The organism is Streptomyces endocoffeicus, assembly GCF_016741935.1.
GTDB lineage: Bacteria > Actinomycetota > Actinomycetes > Streptomycetales > Streptomycetaceae > Streptomyces > Streptomyces endocoffeicus.
The window spans coordinates 50,068-72,227 of the sequence record NZ_JAERRG010000031.1 but is presented as its reverse complement, the minus strand read 5'-3'; the positions used below and the strand labels follow the sequence as shown (position 1 = coordinate 72,227).

Sequence of the window (22,160 nt, the reverse complement as noted above, 5' to 3'; positions counted from 1 at the left end):
CGGCTCCAGAGCGTCCACCTTGGACCACAGCGGCCGGCTCGCAGCGTCGACGCCGCCTCGGCGGCATGGTCATCCGTCGAGGAAACGCGACAGCTCGGCGCTGACGAACCGGGGGTTCTCCTCGACGAGCCAGTGGCCGGCCTTCGGCACATCCACCGACCGCACGATGTTGGTCAGGCGCGGGGCCACTGTGCCCCGGATCGCGCTGAGCTGCCCTTGGGCGGTCATGACCAGGGCCGGAACACGTACCGGTGCCGCTGCCACGGTGTCGCGGACGTCTTTGTCGAGGGCGCGGTAGAGCCCGAAGCCGCCCGACAGAACCTTGGGCCGGCTGTAGGTTCGTGCGTACTCGTCGATCTCGGTTTTGGTGAACGGGGACCGGTTGGAGGTGCCACCGAACGCCGTGCCACCGAACGAGACCTGGGGATAGAACAGTGCCAGGTACTCGCGGACATCGTCGCCTACGACCGCCTCGGGGACCCGTCGCTGGGAGTGAAAGGCGATGTGCCAGCTCAGTGAGCGGTAGGTGGGTGCGTCGACCGCGGGCCCGGGCAGTGGCAGGTCGAGGTAGCCGAGGCGTGCGGTGTCGTCGGGGAATTGGCTCGCGTACTGGAATGCCACCGCGGCGCCCCAGTCGTGCCCGATGACACGGGCGTCACCCACCCCGAGCCGATCGGCGATCAGCTTGTGCACATACCGCGCCAGCGTGGCTTTGTCGTAGCCGGTCGGTGAGCCGGTGCTGTCGCCCAGTCCGGGAAGGTCGATGGCGTAGACGGTGTGGTGCTTGGCGAGGTCCGGCATGATCGGCCACCAGCCGTACCAGGTCTGTGGCCAACCGTGTATCAGCACGACCGGTGTGCCGCTGCCGCCGGTCACGTAGTGCATACGGACGCCGTCGACGTCGGCGAACTTGTGCCGGAAGGTCTTCTTGAACCGGGGATCGTCCTGGGTGGCGGCGGCGTAGGCGGGAACGTCGTCGCCGGCTGCCGGCGTGGACGTGGACGTGGAACAGGCCGCGGTGGCGATCGTGAGCAGGAGCGTGAGCATCACGGTTGCCACCGTGTGGGTGGATCGGCGGAAGCGGCGTGGCGACGGCTGTGGTGCTGTGGTCATGTGTTCCCGTTCTGGAGAGGGCGGGTCAGTGGAGAGGGTGGGGTCAGCGGCCGGTCGTGCCGTCGATGAGTTCGCGGAGGATGTCCGCGTGGCCCGCGTGCCGGCCGGTCTCCTCGATCATGTGGGTGAGTGCCCAGCGGACGCTGGGAGCGGGGCGGTCCGGCCGTGGCCGGGGGACCGGTGCGCCGAGATCGGTGCACCCGTCGAGAACGTCGTTCGCGCGCTTGACCGCGTCCCGGTAGCGGGCGACGACCTCGGCCACGCTGTCCGCCGGTGCGGCGTGGAACGTCGCCTGCCAGTCGGTGACATCGTCCCCGAGGAATATCGAGCGCTCGACGAAGGTCAGGTGGTTGAGCAGGCCGAGCAGGTTTGTGCCCGACGGCACCGCGGCTGTTCGCACCCGCGGCTCGGGGGCGCCGTCGACCTTCGCGGCGATCGAGGTCCGGAGGTAGTCGAGGAATCCGCGCAGGGTCTCGGTCTCGCTGCTTCCGGTCCGGGGCGGCGGGGTGTCGCGGCGGCGGTTGTGGTGCGTGGTGCTGGGCAACAGTGGTCGCCTTCCTTCGTTGGGGGCGTTGGGGCACCGGGTCAGGTGGTGCGGCGGATGAGGAGGACGTGATCGGTGACCTCGGCGGTCTGCCCGCCGGGGCCGGTCGCGATCCGGCGGGGTGTGTCGGCCCGCTCGAGCGTCCAGGTCTCCGGGGCCAGATCGATATCGGCGGCGACCTCCCGCGGGCTCGGGTACCGGGTATCGGGGTCCTGGTTCCACGACCATGGCGCGGTCGAGCCGTGGTCGACGACCAGCAGCCGCCCGTCCGGGCGCAGTGCGTGCGCGGCCGAGCGCAGGACGGTCGCCCGGTCCAGCTCGTACGGGGTGTGCAGGTAGTGGGCGCAGATCAGGTCGAATGCGCCGGGCGGGAAGGAGGTGTGCACGTCGTGCCGCACGGTGGTGACGTGGTCGCTCAGGCCGTGTGAGCGGGCGAGGGCGGCGAGTCGTTCGACCGCCACGGCCGAGATGTCGACGGCGGTGACCTGCCACCCCTGGCCGGCGAGCCACAGCGCGTCGCCGCCGTTGCCGCATCCGAGGTCCAGCGCGTCACCGGGCGGCAGGCCCGTCACCGTCTCGGTGAGGCGGGCATTGGGCCGCGGGTCGCCGGCCGTCGGCCGGGCCGCGTAGACGCCGTCCCAGAACGCGACCGCATCGGTGGTGCTCATCAGGGCTCCTTGTGTCGGTGTGCGCTCAGTCTTGCCAGGCACTCCAAGAACTGGCACGGAAAGTTGCGGTAATAGCAAGGTGGCCCGATGGATCCCAAGACGGGCAGCAGCGCGACCTGCGGCCGAGTTCGACACGTCCCTGCCCCACTGGCTGGGCAGCGCCGACGGCGGCGTGCGTGAACTTTGTGCCGCCGCTCGGCCGCCGGCGTTGAGGGCCGAGAAGACCTGGTCACCGTGGCCCGAGGAAGCGGACCGGCAGGGCACTGGAGGGTTCGTTCCGGTGCGCGCACGGTCATGGCGGCCGGGCGGGCGGCCACTAGGGTTCGGCGCATCCCGCGCATGCGCGACGCAACTCGCCGGAAGAAGAGAAAACCATGCAATTCGGCATTTTCACGGTCGGTGATGTGACGACCGACCCGACCACGGGACGTACTCCCTCGGAGCACGAACGCATCAAGGCGATGGTCGCCATCGCGCTCAAGGCGGAGGAGGCCGGCCTCGACGTCTTCGCGACCGGCGAGCACCACAACCCGCCGTTCGTGCCCTCCTCCCCGACCACGATGCTCGGTCATATCGCCGCCCGCACCGAGAAGCTGATCCTGTCCACCGCCACGACGCTGATCACCACCAACGACCCGGTGAAGATCGCCGAGGACTACGCGATGCTCCAACACCTGGCCGACGGCCGGGTGGACCTGATGCTGGGACGCGGCAACACCGGGCCCGTCTACCCGTGGTTCGGGCAGGACATCCGGCGGGGCCTCGACCTCGCCAAGGAGAACTACGCACTGCTGCGCCGTCTGTGGCGCGAGGACGTCGTCGACTGGGAGGGGACGTTCCGCACCCCGCTCCAGGGGTTCACCGCCGCACCCCGTCCGCTGGACGGCGTACCGCCGTTCGTCTGGCACGGCTCGATCCGGTCCCCGGAGATAGCCGAGCAGGCGGCCTTCTACGGTGACGGCTTCTTCCACAACAACATCTTCTGGCCGGCCGACCACACCCGGCGCATGGTCCAGCTGTACCGGCGGCGGTACGCCTTCCACGGCCATGGACGGCCCGAGGAGGCGATCGTCGGGCTCGGCGGCCAGGTGTTCATGCGGAAGAACTCCCAGGACGCGGTACGGGAGTTCCGGCCCTACTTCGACAACGCGCCCGTCTACGGGCACGGGCCGTCCCTGGAGGACTTCACCGAGCAGACCCCGCTGACCGTGGGCTCCCCCCAACAGGTCATCGAGCGGACGCTGACCTTCCGCGAGACGGTCGGCGACTACCAGCGGCAACTGTTCCTGATGGACCACGCCGGGCTGCCGCTGAAGACCGTGCTGGAGCAGATCGACATCCTGGGTGAAGAGGTCGTACCCGTCCTGCGCGAGGAGTTCGCGGCCAGGCGGCCGGCGGACGTGCCCGAGGCACCCACCCACGCCGCCCTGCTCGCCGCCGCACGGCAGGAGGCCGCCGCATGAGTCTCACCGCCACGGCCGGAGGCCGCCCGGTGAGGCTCGTCGCCGTGTCGGCCGGGCTGAGCACGCCGTCCGGCACCCGCCTGCTCGCGGACCGGCTCACCGAGGCGGTTCACGGCGAACTCGGGATGCGGGGGTATGAGGTGGAGAGCCGCGTCGTCGAGCTGCGCGAACTGGCTGTCGCCATCGCCAACAACCTTGTCACCGGATTCCCGCCGCTCCCACTGGCCGCCGCCATCGACGCGGTGACGGGCGCCGACGGCCTGATTGCCGTGACCCCCGTGTTCAGCGCCTCCTACAGCGGGTTGTTCAAGTCGTTCTTCGATCTGATCGACCCCGGCGCCCTCACCGGCAGGCCGGTCCTCGTCGCCGCGACGGGTGGTACGGCCCGGCACTCCCTGGTCCTGGAGCACGCGCTGCGCCCGCTCTTCGCCCACCTGCGCGCCGTCGTCGTACCGACCGGTGTGTTCGCGGCGTCCGAGGACTGGGGGACCGGCGGCGGCGAGTACGCCGGGGGACTGCCCACGCGCATCCGCCGGGCGGGCGGCGAACTGGCCGCGCTGATGGCCGCCCGTCCGGCCGACCCGGAGCCCGGGGACGAGATCAGCGCTCTCGAACGGCAGCTGTCCGACCTGCGGTTCGACTGAGAAGAACGCGTTCACGTCACCCGGTTCAACCGAGAAGAGCGCGCTTCGGGTGATGTGGCGCGACAGCGCCGCTACGGCCGCCGGGAGCTCTCCGGGCGGCCGTAGCGCCGTTCCTGCGCTCGGTGAGCCATACAGCAGCCCTGGCACCGGCAGGGCGGCACCGAAGGGGCTGACCGCGCTCCAGCTGTCGGTGGCCGCGGCCCGAACCGCGCCGACCGCTCGCCGGTGCGCTTTCCGGAAGCGATCTCGTGCGCTGGTGGTCAAGTCCGGTTCGCCCGGGCTCGTCGGCGTGGCCCGCCGACGTGGCGGCCCTCGGCGGTGCCGGCGGAGGCGAAGGAGTGGCTCTTCCCGTACACCGAATTCCTGCCCCGCCATGTGCGCACGGTCCAGGTCGACGTCCGGCCCGAGCGGCTCGCCCGGCGCGCCCGGCTCGACCTCGCCGTCTGGGGAGACGTGGGCGAGACCCTGCGATGTGCCTGACGCCCGCCGTGCGGGAGAAGCCGTCGTGCCGGTTCCTCGACCGCATGCTGGAGCGGCACGCGCATGCCCCAGACGGTCGGCGCACAGTTCCTCGACCGTGGCCGCCAGGCCCTTTCGCTCTCCGGCGACGCCCTTGAGGCTCAGGGCAGTACCGCCGGTCCGCCCGAGGTGTCGAAGGCATGCGTCACCTCGGGGGCGATGCCCGGGGTGAGCAGCGCTCGGGCCTCCTCCTCGAACCGGCGGTCGGTGGCCGTCAGCCGGACGTGGTGCTGGGCCCGGTGCTCCGCCCAGGAGGAGACGAGGTAGTTCTCGACGAAGCGCTCCGGGTCATGGCCGTCCTGGTAGAGGCCCCAGGACAGGGCTCCGGTACGGCGCCGGGAGCGGGCCACGCGGTGCATCCGGTCCGTGAACTCGGCCCGTCGCTCCACCGGGACCCGGTAGACGACGGAGACCAGGACCGGGCCGTCGGCCTCCCCCGGCTCGAACACCAGGGGAGGCACCGGCCAGTGGTCCGACGACGTGGGGTTGATGCCCTCGGCCTCGCGCAGCGGCCACCGGCGTACGCTGGCCGCACTGAGCAGCATGGCGCCGCCGGCGATCAGCAGAGCGGCGCTCAGCCCGAGCCAGTCGGCCACCGCACCCCACAGGGGCGCCGCCAGCGCCTGCCCGCCCTGGAAGACCAGGAGGTACACGGCGAGCCCGCGTGCCCTGACCCAGCCCGGGAGCCGGGTCTGCACGGCCGCGTTGAGCGTGGACAGGACGGCGATCCAGGCGAGGCCCGCGGGCAGCAGGGCGAGCGCGACCAGCCCCGGCACATGGACCGTGGCCAGCACCGTGAGCACCCCGGCGAACACCAGGGCGCCGACCGCGAGGATGCCGTTGGCGCCGAGCAGGCGGCGGGCGCGGGGCAGCAGGAAGGCCCCGCCCACCGCGCCGGCCCCGACCGCCGCGAGCAGCAGTCCGTAGCCACCCGAGCCGAGGCCCAGGGAGCGGCTCGCGGTCAGCGGCAGCAGGGCCCACAGCGCGGCACCGCCGGGGATGAACAGGAGCGTGCGGAGCAGGACGCGGCGGACGCCGGGCGCGTTCCAGACGTAGCGGCGGCCGGCGTACAGGGCGGCCATCAGCCCTTCGTGCCGGGCGGGCGGGGCCGCCGCCGTGGCGGGGCGCCGCCACAGCAGCAGGACCGCCGCGATGCCCAGATAGGACGCCGCATTGAAGGCGAAGACCCAGCCCGCGCCCGCCGCCGCGACCACCGCCCCGCCGAGCGCCGGGCCGACGGCACGCGCCAGGTTCATGTTCACCGCGCCCAGCGCCGCCGCCTGACCGAGCCGTTCCCGCTCCACCAGCTCGGGCTGGATGGCCTGCCAGGCCGGGCCCATCAGCGCGGTCCCGCAGCCCAGCAGGAAGGTCAGGAGCAGCAGTACCGTCGGCGACAGGGCATCCAGGAACGCCAGCACGGCGAGCACACCGGACACCGCGAGCATCGCGAACTGCGCGGTCACCAGCACCGAGCGCCGGTCGAAGCGGTCGGCGATCACCCCGGAGGGCAGGGCCAGCAGCACGACCGGCAGGCCGGCGGCCGTCTGCACCAGCGTCACCAGCGCGGCACTGTCCCCGACCAGCAGCCACTGGGCGCCCACCGTCTGCATCCAGCTGCCGATGTTGGAGACCAACTGGGCGATCCACAGCGCCCGGAAGACACGTGCCGCGAAGGGCGCCCACGGAGAGTCGGTGGCAGCGCCGCTCATGCTGCTCCCGACCGGGTCCAGGCGGGGTCGCCGCTGGACAGCCGGTGCGTCGTCAGGGAGGTCAGGGCCAGGAGCAGCAGGGCCAGGCCCAGGGTGAGCACCAGATGGCCGTGGAGCAGGAGTTGGGTTCCGGCGAACGCGCCGAGCAGCATGGCGAGCACGGACAGGATCCGGCGGCCGGGCCGGGGCGCGGCACCGCCCGCCGGGGTGGAGTCCGCGGCCAGGCCCGTCAGGGTCAGCGTCAGGACGGTCGTGGTCATGTCGGGTACACCGAGGCGTCGGGCCACCGCGTTCTGCAGGCCCATGCCGAGCCCCAGAAACACGATCAGCGTGTACTGCACGCCGGTGCCGACCCGGCCGTCGGTGACCGCGGTGACGGCCACCGTGACGGCGACCAGCACGCTCTGCGCGGCCGTCGCCGTCCTCAGCAGATTCCCGCGGTGTGCGGCGAACCGGGCGCCCAGCCGCCCCCCGGCCAGCGCCCCGACGAGGAACGCGGCCAGGGCGACGACGGAGGCGAGCGCGGACAGGTTCGGGGCGCCCGCCAGCGCGAAGCCGAGGAACACCACGTTGCCGGTCATGTTGGCGACGAAGACATGCCCGAGCGACAGATAACTCACCGCGTCGACCAGCCCGGTGACCACCGTCAGCGCCAGCATCAGGGGAGGCAACGGGCCGTGGCGGTCGTCCCGGGGCGGTACCAGCGTATGGAGCGCGTCAGTCAGCAGCCTGCGCACGGGGAGCTCCTTCCGGTGCGGCCGGGGTGCGGTGCAGCACCGCGCGGGTGAGCAGCCCGCTCGTGGGGCCGATGACGATCGTCGCGAGGACGAGCCACAGCGGCCACGGGGTGAGGCCCAGCGCGTGGTCGACGGACCACCGGCCGGGCCCGGTGAGGGCCAGGGACACCGAGATGACGACCAGGACCAGCGGATACTCGTACCCGTCGTTCTGCACCCACAGGCCCTTGGGCCACTTGACCGTGCCCGCGACCGTCATCACGCCCATCGCCGCCATCGCCGCCGGCGGTGTGAGCAGTCCGGCTGCCAGGAACAGACCGGCGCCGATCTGGCTGCCGCCCGCGACGATCGCGGTCAGCCGGCCGCCGCGGAAACCGTCATGCCGGAACTCCTCCGTTCCACCCACCAAGCCATTGCCCCCGAGGTGGAAGCTCACCTTCTGCACTCCGTGGCCGGCGATGAGGAGTCCCGCCAGCAGCCGGAGGACCAGCAGTCCAGCATCCATGTCTTCCTGCCTGTTCCTGACTCGTCCGTGACGTCCGCTCAGCCGGCGGTGCCGGCGCCGATCATGGTCTGGGCGTAGACCAGGCCGAGGCCGTAGGCGCCGCCGTGCTCCTTGACCACGTTCGTGGTCGCCTCGTACGTCTCCGTGCGGGCCCAGTCGCGCTGGAACTCCAGGAGCACCTGGAGCCAGGTGACCGGGACGGCACCGCCCTGGACCATGCGCTGGACGGCGTGCTCATGGGCCTGCGGGGTGACACCGCCGGACGCGTCGGCGACCACGTAGACCTCGTAGCCCTGGGCGATGGCGGACAGGGCCGGCAGAACCACGCACACCTCGGTCCACAGACCGGCGATGACGAGCTTCTCGCGACCGGTCGCCTTGACCGCCTCGACGAACGGCGCGTCCTCCCAGGCGTTCATCGAGGTGCGGTCGACGATCTTCTGGCCGGGGAAGACGCCCGCGAGCTGCGGCAGGATCGGGCCGGAGAAGGACTCGGCGGCCACGGTGCTCAGCACGACCGGCACGTCGAACGCCTTGGCGGCCTTGGCCAGACCCAGGGTGGAGTTGACGATCGCGGTGCGGTCGCCGCTGGCGGTGCCGAAGAACATCTGCGGCTGGTGGTCCACGAACAGCACGGCGCAGTTGTCGGGGGTCAGCAGATCGGGGCTGGGAGCAGCGGTTGCCCGGGCGATGTCGACCATGACGAAGAACCTTTCTCAGCGAACAAGGGTGGGATGGTGCCCCGGAGGGAGGAGGCGCACGTGCCGTCCTTCGTCCGGGAGTCTCAGAGGAAGCAGGGGTCGGGCGGCGTGGCGGCGCCGTCCGGGATCAGGCCGCGCCGGACCCGCCAAGCCCGGTGCAGCCCGGACTCGGCGACGGCCTCGCCCAGCGCCTCCGCCTGGCGTACGCCCGCCGGTCCGCGCGGGGCCGCCTGGTAGCCGCCGAAGTGCGCCACCGGGCTCCAGCCGGGGGTGATGGCCGGCAGCTCTTCGTCGAGGCCCTCGTACTCGCCGGCGGCGTAGACGATCCGGCCGCCGGTGACCGTGAGCAGCGACTCGATGTGGGCGATCTCCGGCTCGGGCACGGTGAAGTAGTCGTCCGAGAGGATCGCGAGGTCCGCGAAGAAGCCCGGGCGCAGGATGCCCTTGACCCCCTCCTCACCCGTCAGTTCGGCGCCGGCCCGGGTGAACATGCGCAGTGCTGTCTGCCGGTCGACACGGTTGGACCGGGGGCGGAGCACGAGGTCACCGGCGTTGCGCCCGCTGATCAGCCAGTGCAGGGCGACCCATGGGTTGTAGGTGGAGACCCGGGTGGCGTCGGTGCCGGCGGCCACGGTCAGCCCGCGCTCCAGCATCTCCCGGATGGGCGGGGCGTCGGCGGCGGCACCGGGACCGTAGCGGCGCAGGAATGCCTCGCCCTGGAAGGACAGCCGGTTCTGCACGGACATCGCACCGCCGAGCGCGGTCACGCGGTCGAGGCTCTCCGCCGACACGGTCTCCCCGTGGTCGAACAACCATCGGTTCCCGGCCGGGAAGAGGCCCTCGGCGGCCAGCTTCTCGAAGACCGCGAGATCCCGGCGGATGGTCTCGTCGTAGGTGGCGTGCAGCCGGAATCCCCAGCCGTTCTCCATGAGAAGACGCACCGCCTTCTCGAACTCCGGCTCGTAGTCGTCGGGTTCGGGACGCGGCTGGTTGAAGTTCTCGAAGTCGGCGGCCGCCCAGGTGAGGTTCTCGCCCGCGCCGTTCAGACGCAGCCATTCGTCGCCGTCCCCGTAGTCCGCCATCTCGATCCAGCGGCTGAGGTCGGCCACCTCCTGGCCCGCGGTCTGCGGGAAGAGGTGATAGGCGATGCGCAGCGACAGCTCACCGGCCTCGGCCAGTTCGATGACGGTGCCGTAGTTCTCGGGGAAGTTCTGGAAGCCGCCGGCCGCGTCGATCGCGGACGTCAGCCCGAACCGGTTCAGCTCGCGCAGGAAGTGCCGGGTCGAGGACTTCCGGTGCTCCTGGTCCAGTATCGGTGCCTTGGCCAGCGTCGAATAGAGGATGAGGGCGCTGGGCGCGGCCAGCAGCATGCCCGTCGGTTCCCCGTCCCGGCCACGCACGATCTGGCCGCCCCTCGGGTCGGGGGTGTTCTTGTCGAATCCGGCGGCCTTCAGCGCCGCCCGGTTGAGGACGGCCGACTGGTACAGGTGCAGGACGAATACCGGGGTGTCCGGGGCGGCCGCGTTCAGCTCGGCGACGGTCGGCAGCCGCCGTTCGGCGAACTGCTCGGCCGACCAGCCGCCCACCACCCGCACCCACTGACCCTTGGGGGTACGCGCGGCCTGCTCGCGCAGCATCGCCAGGCCCTGCCGCAGCGTGGGCACCCCGTCCCAGCGCAGCTCCAGTACGTAGTTGAGCCCGCCGCGGATCACGTGCAGATGGGCGTCGTTGAGGCCCGGGACCACCCGTCTGCCGAGCGCGTCGACCACCTTGGTGGCCGAACCGACGTGCGGGGCCACGTCCTTGTCGTCGCCGACGACCGTGATCACACCGTTGCGGATCGCCATCGCCCCCGCGTGCGGGCGGTTCGGGTCTCCGGTGTGGATTTTCGCGTTGCGGACGACGAGTTCCGCGGGATCGTCGACGGCCTGAGGAACCAGACCGCCGACCGGCATTGAGGACACGCTTGCGGGACCCCCTCCGGGATGGGAATTGCGGTTCCGGGGTCCGTGTTCGCCATCGAATCAGAGGTGAACCGCGACCGCCGAGCCCACATTAGGGCCGGTCCCAGCCGCGGTGTGTCCCGTGCGCGCACTCGCACCGGCCCCGCAGCGCACCGGCCCCGCAGCGCACCGGCCCCGCGCGCACCGGGTCCGCGGCGCACCGGGTCCGCGCGTGCGCCGCGGGGCCGCCGAGAGTGCGCTCGGGGGCTACTGCCCGGCGCGCCGGGCTCCTACGGTGGGCCGCGGCAGCGCCGGACCGACCGGTGTGCCCCCCGCAATCCCAGGAGACTCACATGTCCGAAGCCCGCACGCCCGTCAAGCCGGTACTCGAACCCGCCGCCCAGGACTTCGCCGAGGCCACCGCCAACCCGCCCTACCTCTTCGACCTCGCCCCGGCGGACGGCCGCAAGGCCGTCGACGAGGTGCAGTCCGGCGAGATCGCCAAGCCGGTGGTCGACGAAGAGTGGATCACGGTTTCCGGCGGCCCCACGGGCACCGTCCGGGCGCGCATCGTGAAGCCCGCCGGCGCCACGGGCACCCTGCCGGTGATCATCTACATCCACGGCGCCGGCTGGGTCTTCGGCAACGCCCACACGCACGACCGCCTGGTGCGCGAACTCGCCGTCGGCGCCGACGCCGCGGTCGTCTTTCCCGAGTACGACCTCTCGCCCGAGGTGCGCTACCCGGTCGCCATCGAGCAGAACTGGACCGTAGCGCAATGGGTCGTGGAGCAGGGCGCGACCAAGGACCTGGACGCCACCCGGATCGCGGTGGCCGGTGACTCGGTCGGCGGCAACATGGCCGCTGCCCTCACCCTGATGGCGAAGGAGCGAGGCGGGGTCCCGCTGCTCCAGCAGGTGCTGTTCTACCCGGTGACCGACGCGAGCTTCGACACCAACTCCTACCACCAGTTCGCCACCGGCTACTTTCTGCGCCGGGACGGCATGCAGTGGTTCTGGGACCAGTACACGACGGACGAGGCCGAGCGCGACCAGATCACCGCCTCCCCGCTGCGCGCCACCATCGAGCAGCTCAAGGACCTGCCTCCGGCCCTCGTCATCACCGCCGAGGCCGACGTCCTGCGCGACGAGGGCGAGGCATACGCCGGCAAGCTGCGCGAGGCCGGCGTGTCCGTCACCGCCGTCCGCGTCCAGGGCATCATCCACGACTTCGTGATGCTCAACGCCCTGCGTGAGACGCACGCCGCCGAGGCCGCCATCTCCCTGGCCGTACGCACACTGCACGCAGCCCTGTACACCGGCTGATCCGGGCGACGGCGTGACCACGAACGAGCCGTCCGCGCACGACGGCCACCCGCGCCTGAGGCACCTCGAGGAGGAGGGCCTTGCGCTCATAGTGGCGGTGGAGGCGGCGGCATCCTGCGAGCCAGGCCATGGTGCGCTCGATGGTCCAACGATGTCGTCCCGGCCGCTGCGAAGACTCGACACCTTTGCGGGCGATGGGATGCCGGAAGCCGGGCTGGCGTAACCATTGACGTCGGCCGGCTTCGCCGGGCACTGACCGCGATGCAGCTGCCGCGGGCTGCGGACGGCCGGCCCGTGCTGGCCGCGGACGTCTCGCCGTGGCTGCGGCCGGACGCCAATACCTGCGCTGACCGGTCGTTCTGCCACACCTTCGGCCGGGGCGAGGGCAAACACCGGATGGTGCCCGGCGGCCCTACTCGATCCCTGCTGAACGACCTGCCGGTCGAGATCCTCGGCCGGCTTCGCGCCGACTAAGCCCCGGCTTCGCAGCTCCGAGGCGGCCGACAGGTGGACATGGCTGGTGATCGCCGCCTAGGCCCAGCTCCGCCTCGCCCGCCCGCTGGCCACCGACCTTCGTCGGCCCTGAGCCTTGCCCCTGACCCACGGGTCAAGGCTTAGCGTCCGGCCATGAACACGACTCATCGTCTTGTGCGTCTGGTCCGCCGCCCCGCTGGATTGCCGACTCCAGATGACTTCACCCTGGCACAGGCCCCCATCCCTCGTCTTGAGGTCGGCCAGGTACTCGTCCGCAACACCCATTTCCTCGTCTTCCCGGGCTTGCGCACCCTTATCGGAGGCGAGACCCGCGATGTCCCCCTGCCGCCGCTCCACCCCGGCGACACCCTGTTCGGCCCCGCTATCGGCGAGGTGGTCGACGGGCCGCTGGAGAAGGGGCAGCTGGTGCTGCACCTTCAGGGCTGGCGGGACTATGCGACGCCCACCACCGCCGAGTGCAGGCAGCTGGACGGCACCCTGCCCGACCCGGTGGCCCACCTCGCCCAGGGCTCCGCGGCGTACGGCGCTCTGACTCGGCTGGCCGGGGTCCAACAGGGGGACACCGTGTTCGTGACCGGCGCCGCCGGCGCAGTGGGCACCATGGCGGGCCAGATCGCCCGGCTACTGGGTGCCGCCCGGGTGGTCGGCAGCACCGGCTCACCGGAGAAGGCGCAGCGACTGGAGCGGGAACTCGGTTACGACGCAACCGTGCTGCGCGGAGCAGCCCCGGTCGACAGACAACTCGCCAAGGCGGCGCCGGACGGGATCGACGTCGTCCTGGACACCGTGGGCGGCGAACAACTGACGGCCGCCGTCCACACAGCGAACCGGGGCGCCCGGTTCGCCCTGGTGGGCGCATTGGACGGTCAGCTGTCCCCAGACCGAGCGGGCGGGAGCGCGCCGACTGTGCTCGACACCTACCGTTTGCTGACCAGGGGCATCACGATCGCCGGCTACAGCGGCGTGGACCACACGGATGTCGAGGCGGAGTGGGAGGCCCGCTTCGGGGATTGGCTGCGGGCGGGCGACATCCAATTCCCGTACACCCCGGTCCGCGGAATGGACCGCGCCCCGGGGGCGTTGCCCCAACTGATCGCCGGCCGCTCCTTCGGGGCGGCAATCGTGGAGTTGTAGGACAGGGTGGAGCGGGTATGCGGATCGGCGAGGCAGCGGCAGGAGCCGGAACCACACCGCGCGCTCTGCGCCTGTACGAGGCCCGCGGCCTGCTTCGACCCCCGCCACGCACCTCGTCCGGTCAACGTGAGTACGGCTCCGCCGAGGTGGCCCGTGTCCGCGTCATTCGCAACCTTCTGGCTCTGGGCCTCACCCTGGAGGACATCCGCCGCCGCGCCCACCGCCTGGACCTCCTCGTCCAGGACCAGCCGTCCCCATCCTGTGGCAGCCGCCCCGGCGAGTTCAGTGACGTCGTGGCCAAGCGCCTGGCAATCCTGGACGCGGAGATCGCACGCCTTACACACCTACGGCAGGACCTCGCCGCAGCCGCAGGCATGCCGCAAAGTGCCCCGGGCTCGCCTCCTCACACACAGCGGCAGAGGGACCGCACCTGAGCTTGAGTGCTGATCTCCGAGGGGTTGTGACCTGCGATCCCTCGGTAGTTCATCGCGCTGAGGGCCGTCAGGGGCGGTGATGTTCTCCCCGGGCATCACCGGGTGACAGCGTTCTTACCGGCACCCCAACGACGCGTCGGGGGACGTCCTCGGTCGGCGTCAGTGTCGAGCGAACCGGCGCAGGGCGTCGAGTACGGGCGGCGCGAGCGTGTTCGGGTGGTCGGCGTCGTGCAGCAGATGGTCCACTCCCGGCAGCGTCACTCGGCCCGGTCCACCGGCATGCGCGTGACGCAGGGCGGTCGTCAGGGCGTTCGTTGTGACACAGGGGACCTGCGCGTCGTTCGTGCCGCACGTCAGCAGCACCTTGCTTCCCGGCCGGAGTGCGGCGGCGGTGTCTGGTGGGTAGACGGCGTCATCGCTCAGCACGAACCGGGCGTTGGGGCCTTGGAACGCCTCGAAGAGCTGGGCGATCGCGGGGGGCAGGTCGGTGGCGTCGACCGGTCGGTGTTCGCGCAGGGAGGTGACGGCAGCGTCGATGGCCGCGTTGACGGTGCGTTGCTGCTCCGGAGTGAACTGGCCCTGCCTGGTTGCTTCGGCGATCTGGGCCTTGAGTTGGAGCGCGACCAGGTCCAGCATGCGGATCGCCTGCGGTTGCAGAAGCGCCAGGCCGGCCGGGCGCGGGCGGACGGTGCCGCCCAGCAGCAGTCCCGTCATCGCGCCCTCGCTGTGCCCGACGATCAGCAGCGCGTGCGGGTTGGTCTCCGGCTGATCGCGCAACGACTCGTAGGCGGTCCGTGCCTGGCGGACGAATGCCGGGTAGTCGAGTTCTTCCGGGTGGTCCCGGTAGGCGCCGAGTCCGGTGCGGCCGGTGCCGTACTTGTCGAACCGCAGCGTGACGATTCCGTCCCCGTCGAGCGCGTCGGCCAACTGCGCCAGGGTGTCCGGTGCGGACCCGGGCGGTTGGTTGCCGTCGCGGTCGGTGGGTCCGCTGCCGGGCAGCAGCAGTGCCGCCCGCAGCCGTTGCCCGGCACGATGCTCGGGAACGTGCAGGGTGCCGTACACGGTCGTACCGTCGGCCGTGAAGACGACCTCGCGGTCGGCGGCAGGCACGAGACCGGGCGTCGCCGCGGCCGGGGTGGCGGTGACGACGGCCAGTGCCATCAGAGCAGCTGCCAAGTGTCGAAACATTGGCCTACCTCCTTTCAGGCAAGGGCGTTCTCGACCAGAGCAACAGTCGCGCGAGGGTCGTCGACCTGGAGAACCAGGCGTGCGTACCTCTCGTCGGCGAGTTCGATCACGACAGCCTTCGACGGATCCCTGACGTCCCAGAAGACCTTTTCACCATCCTGATGGAATGTGCCCGCGGTGATCACACCGGGTACGCGGGAGCCCGGCGCGCGGATTCCCTTGGGTTCGCTGGCGATACCGGGGTCGGCGGTCGCGCCACGGACGTTGGCCAGCGGGATGGTCAGACTGCCTTTGAAGGACCAGAGCTTGTCGAGACCCTCGATCACGACGACGAGGTCGTCGCCGTCGATACGTATCAGTGGCATGTCGGGTTCCCTTTTCAGGTGAGAGGGACGAGGCGTTGGGCCAGCGCGTTGACGGCGTTGTCGGGGTTGCCACGCAGGAGGATGCCCAGCGCGGCGGCGGTGAGCGCGGTGGCCATGTCGGCGGGAACGCCGAGCGCGTCGGCGATCGCCTGGTCGACGGCTGTCAGTGCGGCCGTCACCTCGGAGGCGACCTCCTCGTCGACCGGTGCGCGTTCGATCGCTGCGAGTAGAAGCAGGCCGAGGTCGGCCGAGGTGATGAGTCGCAGCGCGGCCGCGGCGTCCGATTCCCCGGCCAGGGCGTCGAGCAAAGGGCGGACGTCGTCGGCGAGGTGGCGGCGCAGGGCGATCAGGTAGAGGCCGCGCTTGCTGCCGAACGTCTTGTACAGGCTGTTGCGGTGCACGCCGAGGTGGGTGACGAGGTCGTCAACGGACACACCGTCATACGCCCGTCCGCCGAACAAGCCCACGGCGGCACGCACTGCTTCGTCCTCGTCGAATGCTCTTGGCCTGCCCATGACTACTACAGTAGACAGTTGAGGAACGATCAGTCAAGAACGATCGTTCCTCAATCGTTGATCCCCTTCGAGGCCCGGTCTTCCAGAAGTTGCGGGAAGTCTCGAGACTGCTGCGTCGTGTCAAGCCGCTTCAGGGAGTTACTCAGAACCGGGGATCAGAAACAGGTACTCAGCTTGTCTTTTAACGTGCGGTCCAGATCCAGCCCAGTGGGGTGAGGCCGAGTGCGCGGGCGACGGATTGGGAGGCGTGGTTGTCTGCGGTGGTGCTGTAGAAGAGCACGGTCTTGTTGCGGTGCTCACGCTGGGACCAGGCGGCTACGACGGTCGGTGCGAGGCGCTTGCCGCGGAAGTCGGGGCGGGTCCAGATGCCTGCCTCTGCGGCGGTGGCGCTCGACGCGGGCGTGAAGCAGATCGACACCGGCTCCCGGCCGTGGACGGCCATGGCCCACTCACCCATGCGCCCGCTGATCAGTTCGTTCCACTCGTCGGGCCGCCAGTTGTCCGGCCGGATCAGGTGTTGGGCGGTGCGGTGGCCGTCGGCGGTGGAGACGATGATCGGCAGCGGCGCTGGGTCTGGGACGGCGAGACGGTCCGGGAAGACGAAACACGGGCCGCCCTCGACGGACACCGTCCGGTCGTCAAGGGATGCGACCAGACAGTGAAGTGCGTCGGGTAGACGACCGGGGCTGTACTCCTGCTCCATGCCGTCGATGGAGCTGGGGAGCGCGAGTCCGGGCGAGAGTGCCAGGAGACGTGCGTGAGGGGACCATGCCCACACCGCGAACAGGGAAGGGTCTCTGAGGGCTGCTTGCGGGGCGTCCGGGTCTGGTGCGAGGCCGTAGTTCGCGTCGATCTCCAGGGCCAGCAGGCGTCCTTCGTCCCAACTCATGGCAAGAGGCTAGCTTCGCTGGACGGCCTGGGCAGAAGAGTTTTCTCCAAGGAGACAGTGGTGCGGCCCTGGTGTGATCATGTGCGCTGTCGAGACGCTGATGATCAACCAAGGGCGCGGGGATGCGCTGTTCGAGCTGACCGACGCGATCCTGTGTGCCGACGGGCCGGTGAGGTCCCTGGTAGGGCCGGCTCTGGCCCCAGAACACCGCCGTGGGCACGGTGCTCTCTACGCAGGCCTGAATCAGGTCCGGGTGGATGTGGGCCGACTGCGCCGGGCCCTGGTCTCGGTGCCGTTGCCGAGGGCGGCTGGCGGGCGCCTAGTCCTGGCGGTGGACATCTCACCGTGGCTGCGTCCGGACGCCGACACCGCCCCTGACCGGTGCTTTTGCCATACATACGGGTACGGCGAGAACAAGCACCTGATGATTCCGGGCTGGCCGTACTCGGTCGTTGCCGCGCTGGAGACCGGGAGGACGTCGTGGACAGCGATCCTGGACGCCGTTCGGCTGGCGCCCGGCGCCGACGTTGCGGCGGTGACCACCGCGCAGATCCGGGAGGTCATCGAGCGGCTGGTGGCCTCCGGCCAGTGGACGGACGGCGACCCAGACGTGCTGGTGGTGGTCGACGACCGCGCAAGCATGGGACCGGCTCCACCCCCGGCTGACTCGCCGGGCCGCGTGGATCGAGCACTCCGCTGAGTTGCCCATTATCGAGGGCACCGTGATCCGGCTGGAGGTGTCCTACCTGCCGTCCGGCGCCGAGCCGAAGCCGGTCTGGCTGTGGTGGTCCAAGACCGGTGCGACCGCGGCCGACATCGACCAATGGTGGCAGGCGTTCCTACGACGGTTCGACGTCGAGCACACCTTCCGGATGATGAAGCAGACCCTGGGCTGGACCGCCCCCAGGCTCCGCAGCCCCGAGGCCGCCGACCGGTGGACCTGGCTCGTCATCGCCGCCCACACCCAGCTCCGGCTCGCCCGCCCGCTGGTCCAGGACTTACGACACCCCTTGCCCCGCTTGCGTCTGCCTGCGTGACCCGTTGCCCCGCGATCCTGACACCGCGCTTCTCCCACGTCGTAGGCGGAGTGCGCTCACGAGATGGTGAGTTGGAGAGGCCGACGCATACGCTGATCGCGATGGTGACGAAACGGGTCCGGAACAAGGCGCTCGAGCTCGTGCGCTTCGATGCCACGGTGGCGGGCTGGTGCCAATTCCTGCGGGCATGCGGTCTGATCCTTTTCTCTCTGCTGCTGTACGCCTTCGTGGAGGGCCTGCCCGGCTCTCCCAAGGAGTACCGCGCGGCCAAGGCCCGCCGGGCCGACCGGCAGCGCCGTCGTGCGGTGGTGCCGGAGCAGGGGCTGGACCGGGTCCGTACGAGGGAGCTGGCGGATTTGAGCGGCTGAGCGGCTACAGCAGCCTTCGACGTGCCACGGCCAACCGTGCACGAGGTCGTCTGGCGGTGCGCTCGTTGAAGACCTGTCGCGGGAATCCATCGGTGCGCTCAGCGCCATTGGCGATGGCGGCGGCTTGCGGGGCGACGGCTGTCGGGATCAGGCCCTCACCCCGGCCCGGCAGCCGTCGGCAACACCGGTGTTGTTCAGTTGTACTTCTCTTCGAACATTTCCGCGCGCTCCATCTCCCGCACGGCGGGCCAGTAGTCGTAGACGGCGTAGTGCTGCGTGGAGCGGTTGTCCCAGATGGCGACGCTGTTCGGTTGCCAGCGCCACCGCACCTGGTACTCGGGGATCCTCGCCTGGCTGATCAGGTAGTGCAGCAGGTCGCTTGCGCCCGGCGCGTAGTCCTGTCCGAAGCGGACATGGTCAGGGGTGACAAAGTTGACGAGGTGGGTGGTGAAGCTGTTGACGTAGAGGAGCTTCTCGCCGGTCTCGGGGTGGATGCGCACCACCGGGTGCTCGGCGTCGGGAAACTGGGCCTTCAGCTTGTGCCGCTGCTCGATCGGCAGGACCGCGCCGAACGACGCCTCGATGCTGTGCCGGGCGCGGAGGTCCTCGATCTGGGTCCTGATGTGTTCTGGCAGCCGCTCGTACGCCTGGACCATGTTGACCCAGATCGTGTCACCGCCCACCGGCGGGCACTTGACGCAGCGCAGTACGGCGCCCATGGACGTATCCTCGCGCCAGGACCCGTCGGTGTGGAAGGCGTTCTCGTACTGCATGCGCTTGACGTCCGGACCGTGGTGGATGTGGACCAGGCCGGGGTGGTCGGGATCGCTGCCAGTGACCGGGTGGTTCCGCAGCGGGCCGAAGCGCTCGGCGAAGGCCACGTGCTCGGCGCGGGTGAAGGTCTGGTCACGCAGGAAAAGCACCTTGTGGCGGAGCAGCAGAGTCTTGATCTCGGCGAACAGGTCGTCGTCATGCACGGAGTCAGCGAGGTCGACGCCGTGGAGCTGCGCGCCGATGGAACAGGTCAGCTGCTCGACCTTGATCGAGCCGAGGACCTCGGAGCGTACCAGCGCGGGTGCACCCGTGCCGGTGCTGGCAACCTGGTTCATGCGGGTCCTTCCTGGGAGAGGTTGGCGGTCTGGCCGGTTCGAACGGACCTTGTGACGCCCGGAGTTGACCCAAGGGCGAGGGTGGATGATGACTCACCTCGCCCCAGGTCCTCCGGCACGGCGGCGCGTAGCGCTGGTTGATCTGGAGGGATCGGCCGACCACCGTGTCCGGTGCTGACAAGGTAGGTCCTTCGCCTGCGTCACTGCTTGATTCGCGGAGACAGAGGGCTTGCTGTCTGGGGACTCGCGGCGAACCCGGCAACCGGCGACGCTCAGCCGCGCTCAGACCGCGTCTGCTTCTGCGTCCGTGTTGCTGCTCGTGCCGCGTTGGTTGCGCCACTCGCTCGGGCTGCAGCCGAACTGCTCCTTGAACCAATGCGAGAACGCGCTCGGCATGGAGAATCCCAGCAGATGGGCGACCTCGGTGAGCGAACGCCGTGGGTACGCGACAAACCGCTTGGCGAGGTGCATGCGCGTGGCGTTGAGCAGGGAGGTGTAGGTGTCGCCGGAGTGGGCCAGGCGACGATGCATGGTGCGCCGGTCTACTCCGAGGCTTCGGGCGACTTGCTCGGCCGAGCACCGCCCGGTCGGCAGCAGCACCTCGATCAGCTCGCGCACCCGGTCCGGGAGTGTCGTGTCCTGCCGCGGCGCCGCGATGGACTCGAAGTACTGCCGGGCATAGGTGCGCAGCTGGGGATCGGACAGTGCGTTGGGGGCGTCGAGGGCGCTGGCGTAGAAGACGATCCCGTGGAACTCCCGGCCGAAGTCCAGAACCGGGCCGAAGACGCGCCGGTGTGTGGTGGCGTCCGCCGGTGCCGTGTGCTCGAAGCACACCGAGAGTGGCTGCCATTGGGGGGTGAGGCCGCGCAGCAAGAGGTGAAGTGCGGCTATCACGAGTTCGGCGGCCTGGCGCGTCCGCATCGCCTCGTCCAGTCGCAGCTCCACCTTGAGGGTGGCCAGGCCGTTGTGCTCGGACAGCCGGGAGTGCAGCACCTCGTTGAACATGTGCTCGTGCTGCAGTAGGAGGCCCACTGCGCTGCGGACATCGGGTTCCTCCCGCACGACGAGGCCGATCGGTCCGAGGGAGGACAGACGCCGGGACTCTGCCAGGCGGAGGCCGAAGTCCTCGTGGCCCGCGGCGGCGGCCGAGAGCTCGAGCAACTCGACGACGGCCGCGCCGGAGATCCACCGGTCCTGTGCGGCGAGCCCGGCGACGTCCAGGCCGACACGCTTGATCAGGGCTCGCGGGTCGATGCCGAGGGTGTGGCACAGCTCGACGTAGCCGTTCAGCGCTGCGGTACGGACGAGGGGTCCCATGAGGTGCTCCAGTCGCACTCTTTCCCGGCGCGGTAAGCGAGTATCCCAAATTAGTAAGTCACGCGCCCCGCAGAATCAAGCGGTGGCCGGGCGGACTGCCTACCGTTCAGCTACCGGGCGGGTGTCTCTCCCGGCGCGTTGTCCGGGAGGGTGCCTTCGCGGGAGCGCCCGAGCAGTACTGATCTCCCTACCCGCCCACGGCTACCGACCAGCGCGCTGTTGCCGTTCCACACCGATTCGAAGGAGACCGCGTATGCACTTCCTCGACGACTCACTGTTCCCGGAGAACCAGGAGAAGCTGGTCATCCAGGTCGCCCCGTACGGTCCGGAGTGGCTGCCCGGCGACTCCGACGACATTCCCGTGACGATGGACGAGCAGATCCAGAAGGCGGTGGACTGCTACAACGCCGGCGCGCAGCTGCTGCACATCCACGTGCGCGAACTGGACGGCCGCGGCTCGAAGCGGCTGTCGATGTTCAACGAGATGCTCGCCCGGCTGCGTGCCGCGGTGCCGGAGATGATCTTGCAGGTCGGCGGGTCCATTTCGTTCGCACCCGAGAACACCGGCGACGCCGCCAAGTGGCTCGACTACGACACCCGGCACCTGCTGGCCGAGCTCGAGCCCAAGCCGGACCAGGTGACCATCGCGATCAACACCTCGCAGATGAACGTCGTCGAGCTGCTGACCGACGAGGACATCGCGGGCACCTCCATGCGGAATCCATTGCTGTACACGGCGTACCGCGACATGGTCCTCGATGCCGGACCCGAGTTCTACCTGGAGCACCTCAAGCGGCTCACCGCGGGTGGCATCCAGCCGCACTTCATGCTCGGGCACGTTCCGCAGCTGGAGACCGTTGAGCGGCTGATCCGCGCCGGGATCTACACCGGCCCGCTCAACCTCAACTACGTCGCCATCGGCGGCGGCGCCTCCGGCTTCCACCCCACCGACCTGGTCGAGTTCGCGCGCCGCACCCCCGACGGCGCGGTGCTCACCATCGAGAGCATCATGCGCTCCACACTCCCCCTGAACACGATCGCGATCGCGCTGGGCCTGCATGTGCGTGTCGGCATCGAGGACAACCTGTGGGCCCCGTGCAAGGAACGCATCACCTCCGTGCAGCAGGTCGAACAGATCGTCCGCATCGCCGACGAACTAGGCCGCGACGTGGCCGGCGCCGAGGAGGCCAAGCGCATCTATCGCATCGGGGAGTACTGGCAGACGGCGGAAGAGACCCTGGAATACCTGGGTCTGCCCCCCAATCGCCGCCCCGGCGAGCGCGGTGTCCCGCTGCGTCACCGTGCTCCGGTCCGCACCGAGACGCTCGTCTGAGGGGGAGCCGCACACGCCGCGGTTCGCCGGCCCGCGACCGGAGGCCGGCGTGATCCGCCCACGGCCCGGACAGCCGGCCGCCCCCCACGCCGGGGGCGGCCGTCG

The 22,160-nt window shown here is 70.3% G+C and carries 22 protein-coding genes and 4 pseudogenes; 11 read left to right on the top strand and 15 right to left on the bottom strand.

Going from position 1 to position 22,160, the window contains the following annotated elements:
- Positions 1-69: 69 nt before the first annotated feature.
- From JK364_RS44845 to JK364_RS44835, 3 genes are all read right to left on the bottom strand, one after another.
- Positions 70-1,047: an alpha/beta fold hydrolase gene (locus JK364_RS44845; RefSeq protein ID WP_201857234.1), complete on the bottom strand. Its 978-nt coding sequence runs from the start codon at positions 1,045-1,047 to the stop codon at positions 70-72.
- 109 nt (positions 1,048-1,156) lie between these two features.
- Positions 1,157-1,657: a DinB family protein gene (locus JK364_RS44840; protein WP_201857207.1), complete on the bottom strand. Its 501-nt coding sequence runs from the start codon at positions 1,655-1,657 to the stop codon at positions 1,157-1,159.
- Positions 1,658-1,698: 41 nt separating this feature from the next.
- On the bottom strand, positions 1,699-2,325 hold the full coding sequence (locus tag JK364_RS44835; protein ID WP_201857206.1) for a class I SAM-dependent methyltransferase: 627 nt from the start codon (positions 2,323-2,325) through the stop codon (positions 1,699-1,701).
- Between the two features lie 118 nt (positions 2,326-2,443).
- Between JK364_RS44835 and JK364_RS58230 the strand changes: the two are divergent.
- The 4 genes and pseudogenes from JK364_RS58230 to JK364_RS44820 form a co-directional block, all read left to right on the top strand.
- Positions 2,444-2,728 (top strand): annotated as a pseudogene (locus JK364_RS58230) (hypothetical protein); the annotation flags it as partial.
- The gene (locus JK364_RS44830) at positions 2,700-3,788 is read left to right on the top strand and encodes an LLM class flavin-dependent oxidoreductase (RefSeq protein ID WP_201857205.1); all 1,089 of its coding nucleotides are present in this window, start codon (positions 2,700-2,702) and stop codon (positions 3,786-3,788) included. The pseudogene JK364_RS58230 and the gene JK364_RS44830, both read left to right, overlap by 29 nt.
- The gene (locus JK364_RS44825) at positions 3,785-4,432 is read left to right on the top strand and encodes an FMN reductase (protein WP_201857204.1); all 648 of its coding nucleotides are present in this window, start codon (positions 3,785-3,787) and stop codon (positions 4,430-4,432) included. Before JK364_RS44830 ends, JK364_RS44825 begins: the two co-directional genes overlap by 4 nt.
- A 345-nt stretch (positions 4,433-4,777) precedes the next feature.
- A pseudogene (locus JK364_RS44820) lies at positions 4,778-4,989 on the top strand (ubiquinone-dependent pyruvate dehydrogenase); the annotation flags it as partial.
- Between the two features lie 63 nt (positions 4,990-5,052).
- Here JK364_RS44820 and JK364_RS44815 read toward each other — a convergent pair.
- The 5 genes from JK364_RS44815 to JK364_RS44795 form a co-directional block, all read right to left on the bottom strand.
- Entirely contained in the window at positions 5,053-6,660 is a 1,608-nt protein-coding gene (locus JK364_RS44815) for an MFS transporter (RefSeq protein ID WP_201857203.1), read from the bottom strand.
- Complete coding sequence (locus JK364_RS44810; protein ID WP_201857202.1) at positions 6,657-7,397, bottom strand: YoaK family protein; 741 nt, start codon at positions 7,395-7,397, stop codon at positions 6,657-6,659. The genes JK364_RS44815 and JK364_RS44810 overlap by 4 nt, the downstream gene beginning before the upstream one ends.
- Positions 7,378-7,902 (bottom strand): DoxX family protein, encoded by a 525-nt coding sequence (locus JK364_RS44805; RefSeq protein ID WP_201857201.1) that lies wholly within the window; start codon positions 7,900-7,902, stop codon positions 7,378-7,380. The genes JK364_RS44810 and JK364_RS44805 overlap by 20 nt, the downstream gene beginning before the upstream one ends.
- Before the next feature lie 38 nt (positions 7,903-7,940).
- Positions 7,941-8,603, bottom strand: coding sequence for a hydrolase (locus JK364_RS44800; RefSeq protein WP_201857200.1), 663 nt, complete (start codon positions 8,601-8,603; stop codon positions 7,941-7,943).
- 83 nt (positions 8,604-8,686) lie between these two features.
- Positions 8,687-10,558, bottom strand: coding sequence for an amidohydrolase (locus JK364_RS44795; protein WP_230993471.1), 1,872 nt, complete (start codon positions 10,556-10,558; stop codon positions 8,687-8,689).
- Between the two features lie 341 nt (positions 10,559-10,899).
- Here JK364_RS44795 and JK364_RS44790 point away from each other — a divergent pair, with 341 nt between their 5' ends.
- The gene (locus JK364_RS44790; protein WP_201857198.1) at positions 10,900-11,871 is read left to right on the top strand and encodes an alpha/beta hydrolase; all 972 of its coding nucleotides are present in this window, start codon (positions 10,900-10,902) and stop codon (positions 11,869-11,871) included.
- Between the two features lie 76 nt (positions 11,872-11,947).
- Here JK364_RS44790 and JK364_RS44785 read toward each other — a convergent pair.
- Positions 11,948-12,070 (bottom strand): annotated as a pseudogene (locus tag JK364_RS44785) (IS5/IS1182 family transposase); the annotation flags it as partial.
- 62 nt (positions 12,071-12,132) lie between these two features.
- On the opposite strand from JK364_RS44785, the gene JK364_RS44780 reads away from it, so the two are divergent.
- The 3 genes from JK364_RS44780 to JK364_RS44770 all read left to right on the top strand — a co-directional run bounded on the left by JK364_RS44780 (position 12,133) and on the right by JK364_RS44770 (position 13,934).
- Positions 12,133-12,345, top strand: a complete 213-nt coding sequence (locus tag JK364_RS44780; protein ID WP_230993463.1) for a hypothetical protein — start codon at positions 12,133-12,135, stop codon at positions 12,343-12,345.
- A 153-nt stretch (positions 12,346-12,498) separates the two neighbouring features.
- Complete coding sequence (locus JK364_RS44775; RefSeq protein WP_201857197.1) at positions 12,499-13,500, top strand: MDR family NADP-dependent oxidoreductase; 1,002 nt, start codon at positions 12,499-12,501, stop codon at positions 13,498-13,500.
- Positions 13,501-13,517: 17 nt separating this feature from the next.
- Entirely contained in the window at positions 13,518-13,934 is a 417-nt protein-coding gene (locus tag JK364_RS44770) for a MerR family transcriptional regulator (protein WP_201857196.1), read from the top strand.
- A gap of 159 nt (positions 13,935-14,093) precedes the next feature.
- Here the strand turns inward: JK364_RS44770 and JK364_RS44765 are convergent, their stop codons facing one another.
- The 4 genes from JK364_RS44765 to JK364_RS44750 form a co-directional block, all read right to left on the bottom strand.
- Complete coding sequence (locus JK364_RS44765; protein WP_201857195.1) at positions 14,094-15,122, bottom strand: alpha/beta hydrolase; 1,029 nt, start codon at positions 15,120-15,122, stop codon at positions 14,094-14,096.
- Positions 15,123-15,136: 14 nt separating this feature from the next.
- Positions 15,137-15,487: a hypothetical protein gene (locus tag JK364_RS44760; protein ID WP_201857194.1), complete on the bottom strand. Its 351-nt coding sequence runs from the start codon at positions 15,485-15,487 to the stop codon at positions 15,137-15,139.
- A 14-nt stretch (positions 15,488-15,501) separates the two neighbouring features.
- Positions 15,502-16,002 (bottom strand): TetR/AcrR family transcriptional regulator, encoded by a 501-nt coding sequence (locus JK364_RS44755; RefSeq protein ID WP_201857193.1) that lies wholly within the window; start codon positions 16,000-16,002, stop codon positions 15,502-15,504.
- A gap of 181 nt (positions 16,003-16,183) precedes the next feature.
- On the bottom strand, positions 16,184-16,891 hold the full coding sequence (locus JK364_RS44750; protein WP_201857192.1) for a GNAT family N-acetyltransferase: 708 nt from the start codon (positions 16,889-16,891) through the stop codon (positions 16,184-16,186).
- Between the two features lie 100 nt (positions 16,892-16,991).
- Here JK364_RS44750 and JK364_RS44745 point away from each other — a divergent pair.
- Positions 16,992-17,901, top strand: a pseudogene (locus JK364_RS44745) (transposase); the annotation flags it as partial.
- A 128-nt stretch (positions 17,902-18,029) separates the two neighbouring features.
- Positions 18,030-18,296, top strand: a complete 267-nt coding sequence (locus tag JK364_RS44740) for a hypothetical protein (RefSeq protein ID WP_201857191.1) — start codon at positions 18,030-18,032, stop codon at positions 18,294-18,296.
- A 194-nt stretch (positions 18,297-18,490) separates the two neighbouring features.
- Here the strand turns inward: JK364_RS44740 and JK364_RS44735 are convergent, their stop codons facing one another.
- Together JK364_RS44735 and JK364_RS44730 are read right to left on the bottom strand one after the other, a co-directional pair.
- On the bottom strand, positions 18,491-19,405 hold the full coding sequence (locus tag JK364_RS44735) for a TauD/TfdA dioxygenase family protein (RefSeq protein ID WP_201857190.1): 915 nt from the start codon (positions 19,403-19,405) through the stop codon (positions 18,491-18,493).
- A gap of 282 nt (positions 19,406-19,687) precedes the next feature.
- On the bottom strand, positions 19,688-20,722 hold the full coding sequence (locus JK364_RS44730) for an AraC family transcriptional regulator (protein WP_201857189.1): 1,035 nt from the start codon (positions 20,720-20,722) through the stop codon (positions 19,688-19,690).
- Between the two features lie 253 nt (positions 20,723-20,975).
- Between JK364_RS44730 and JK364_RS44725 the strand changes: the two genes are divergently transcribed.
- Positions 20,976-22,055, top strand: coding sequence for a beta-keto acid cleavage family enzyme (locus JK364_RS44725; RefSeq protein WP_201857188.1), 1,080 nt, complete (start codon positions 20,976-20,978; stop codon positions 22,053-22,055).
- Positions 22,056-22,160: the final 105 nt, after the last annotated feature.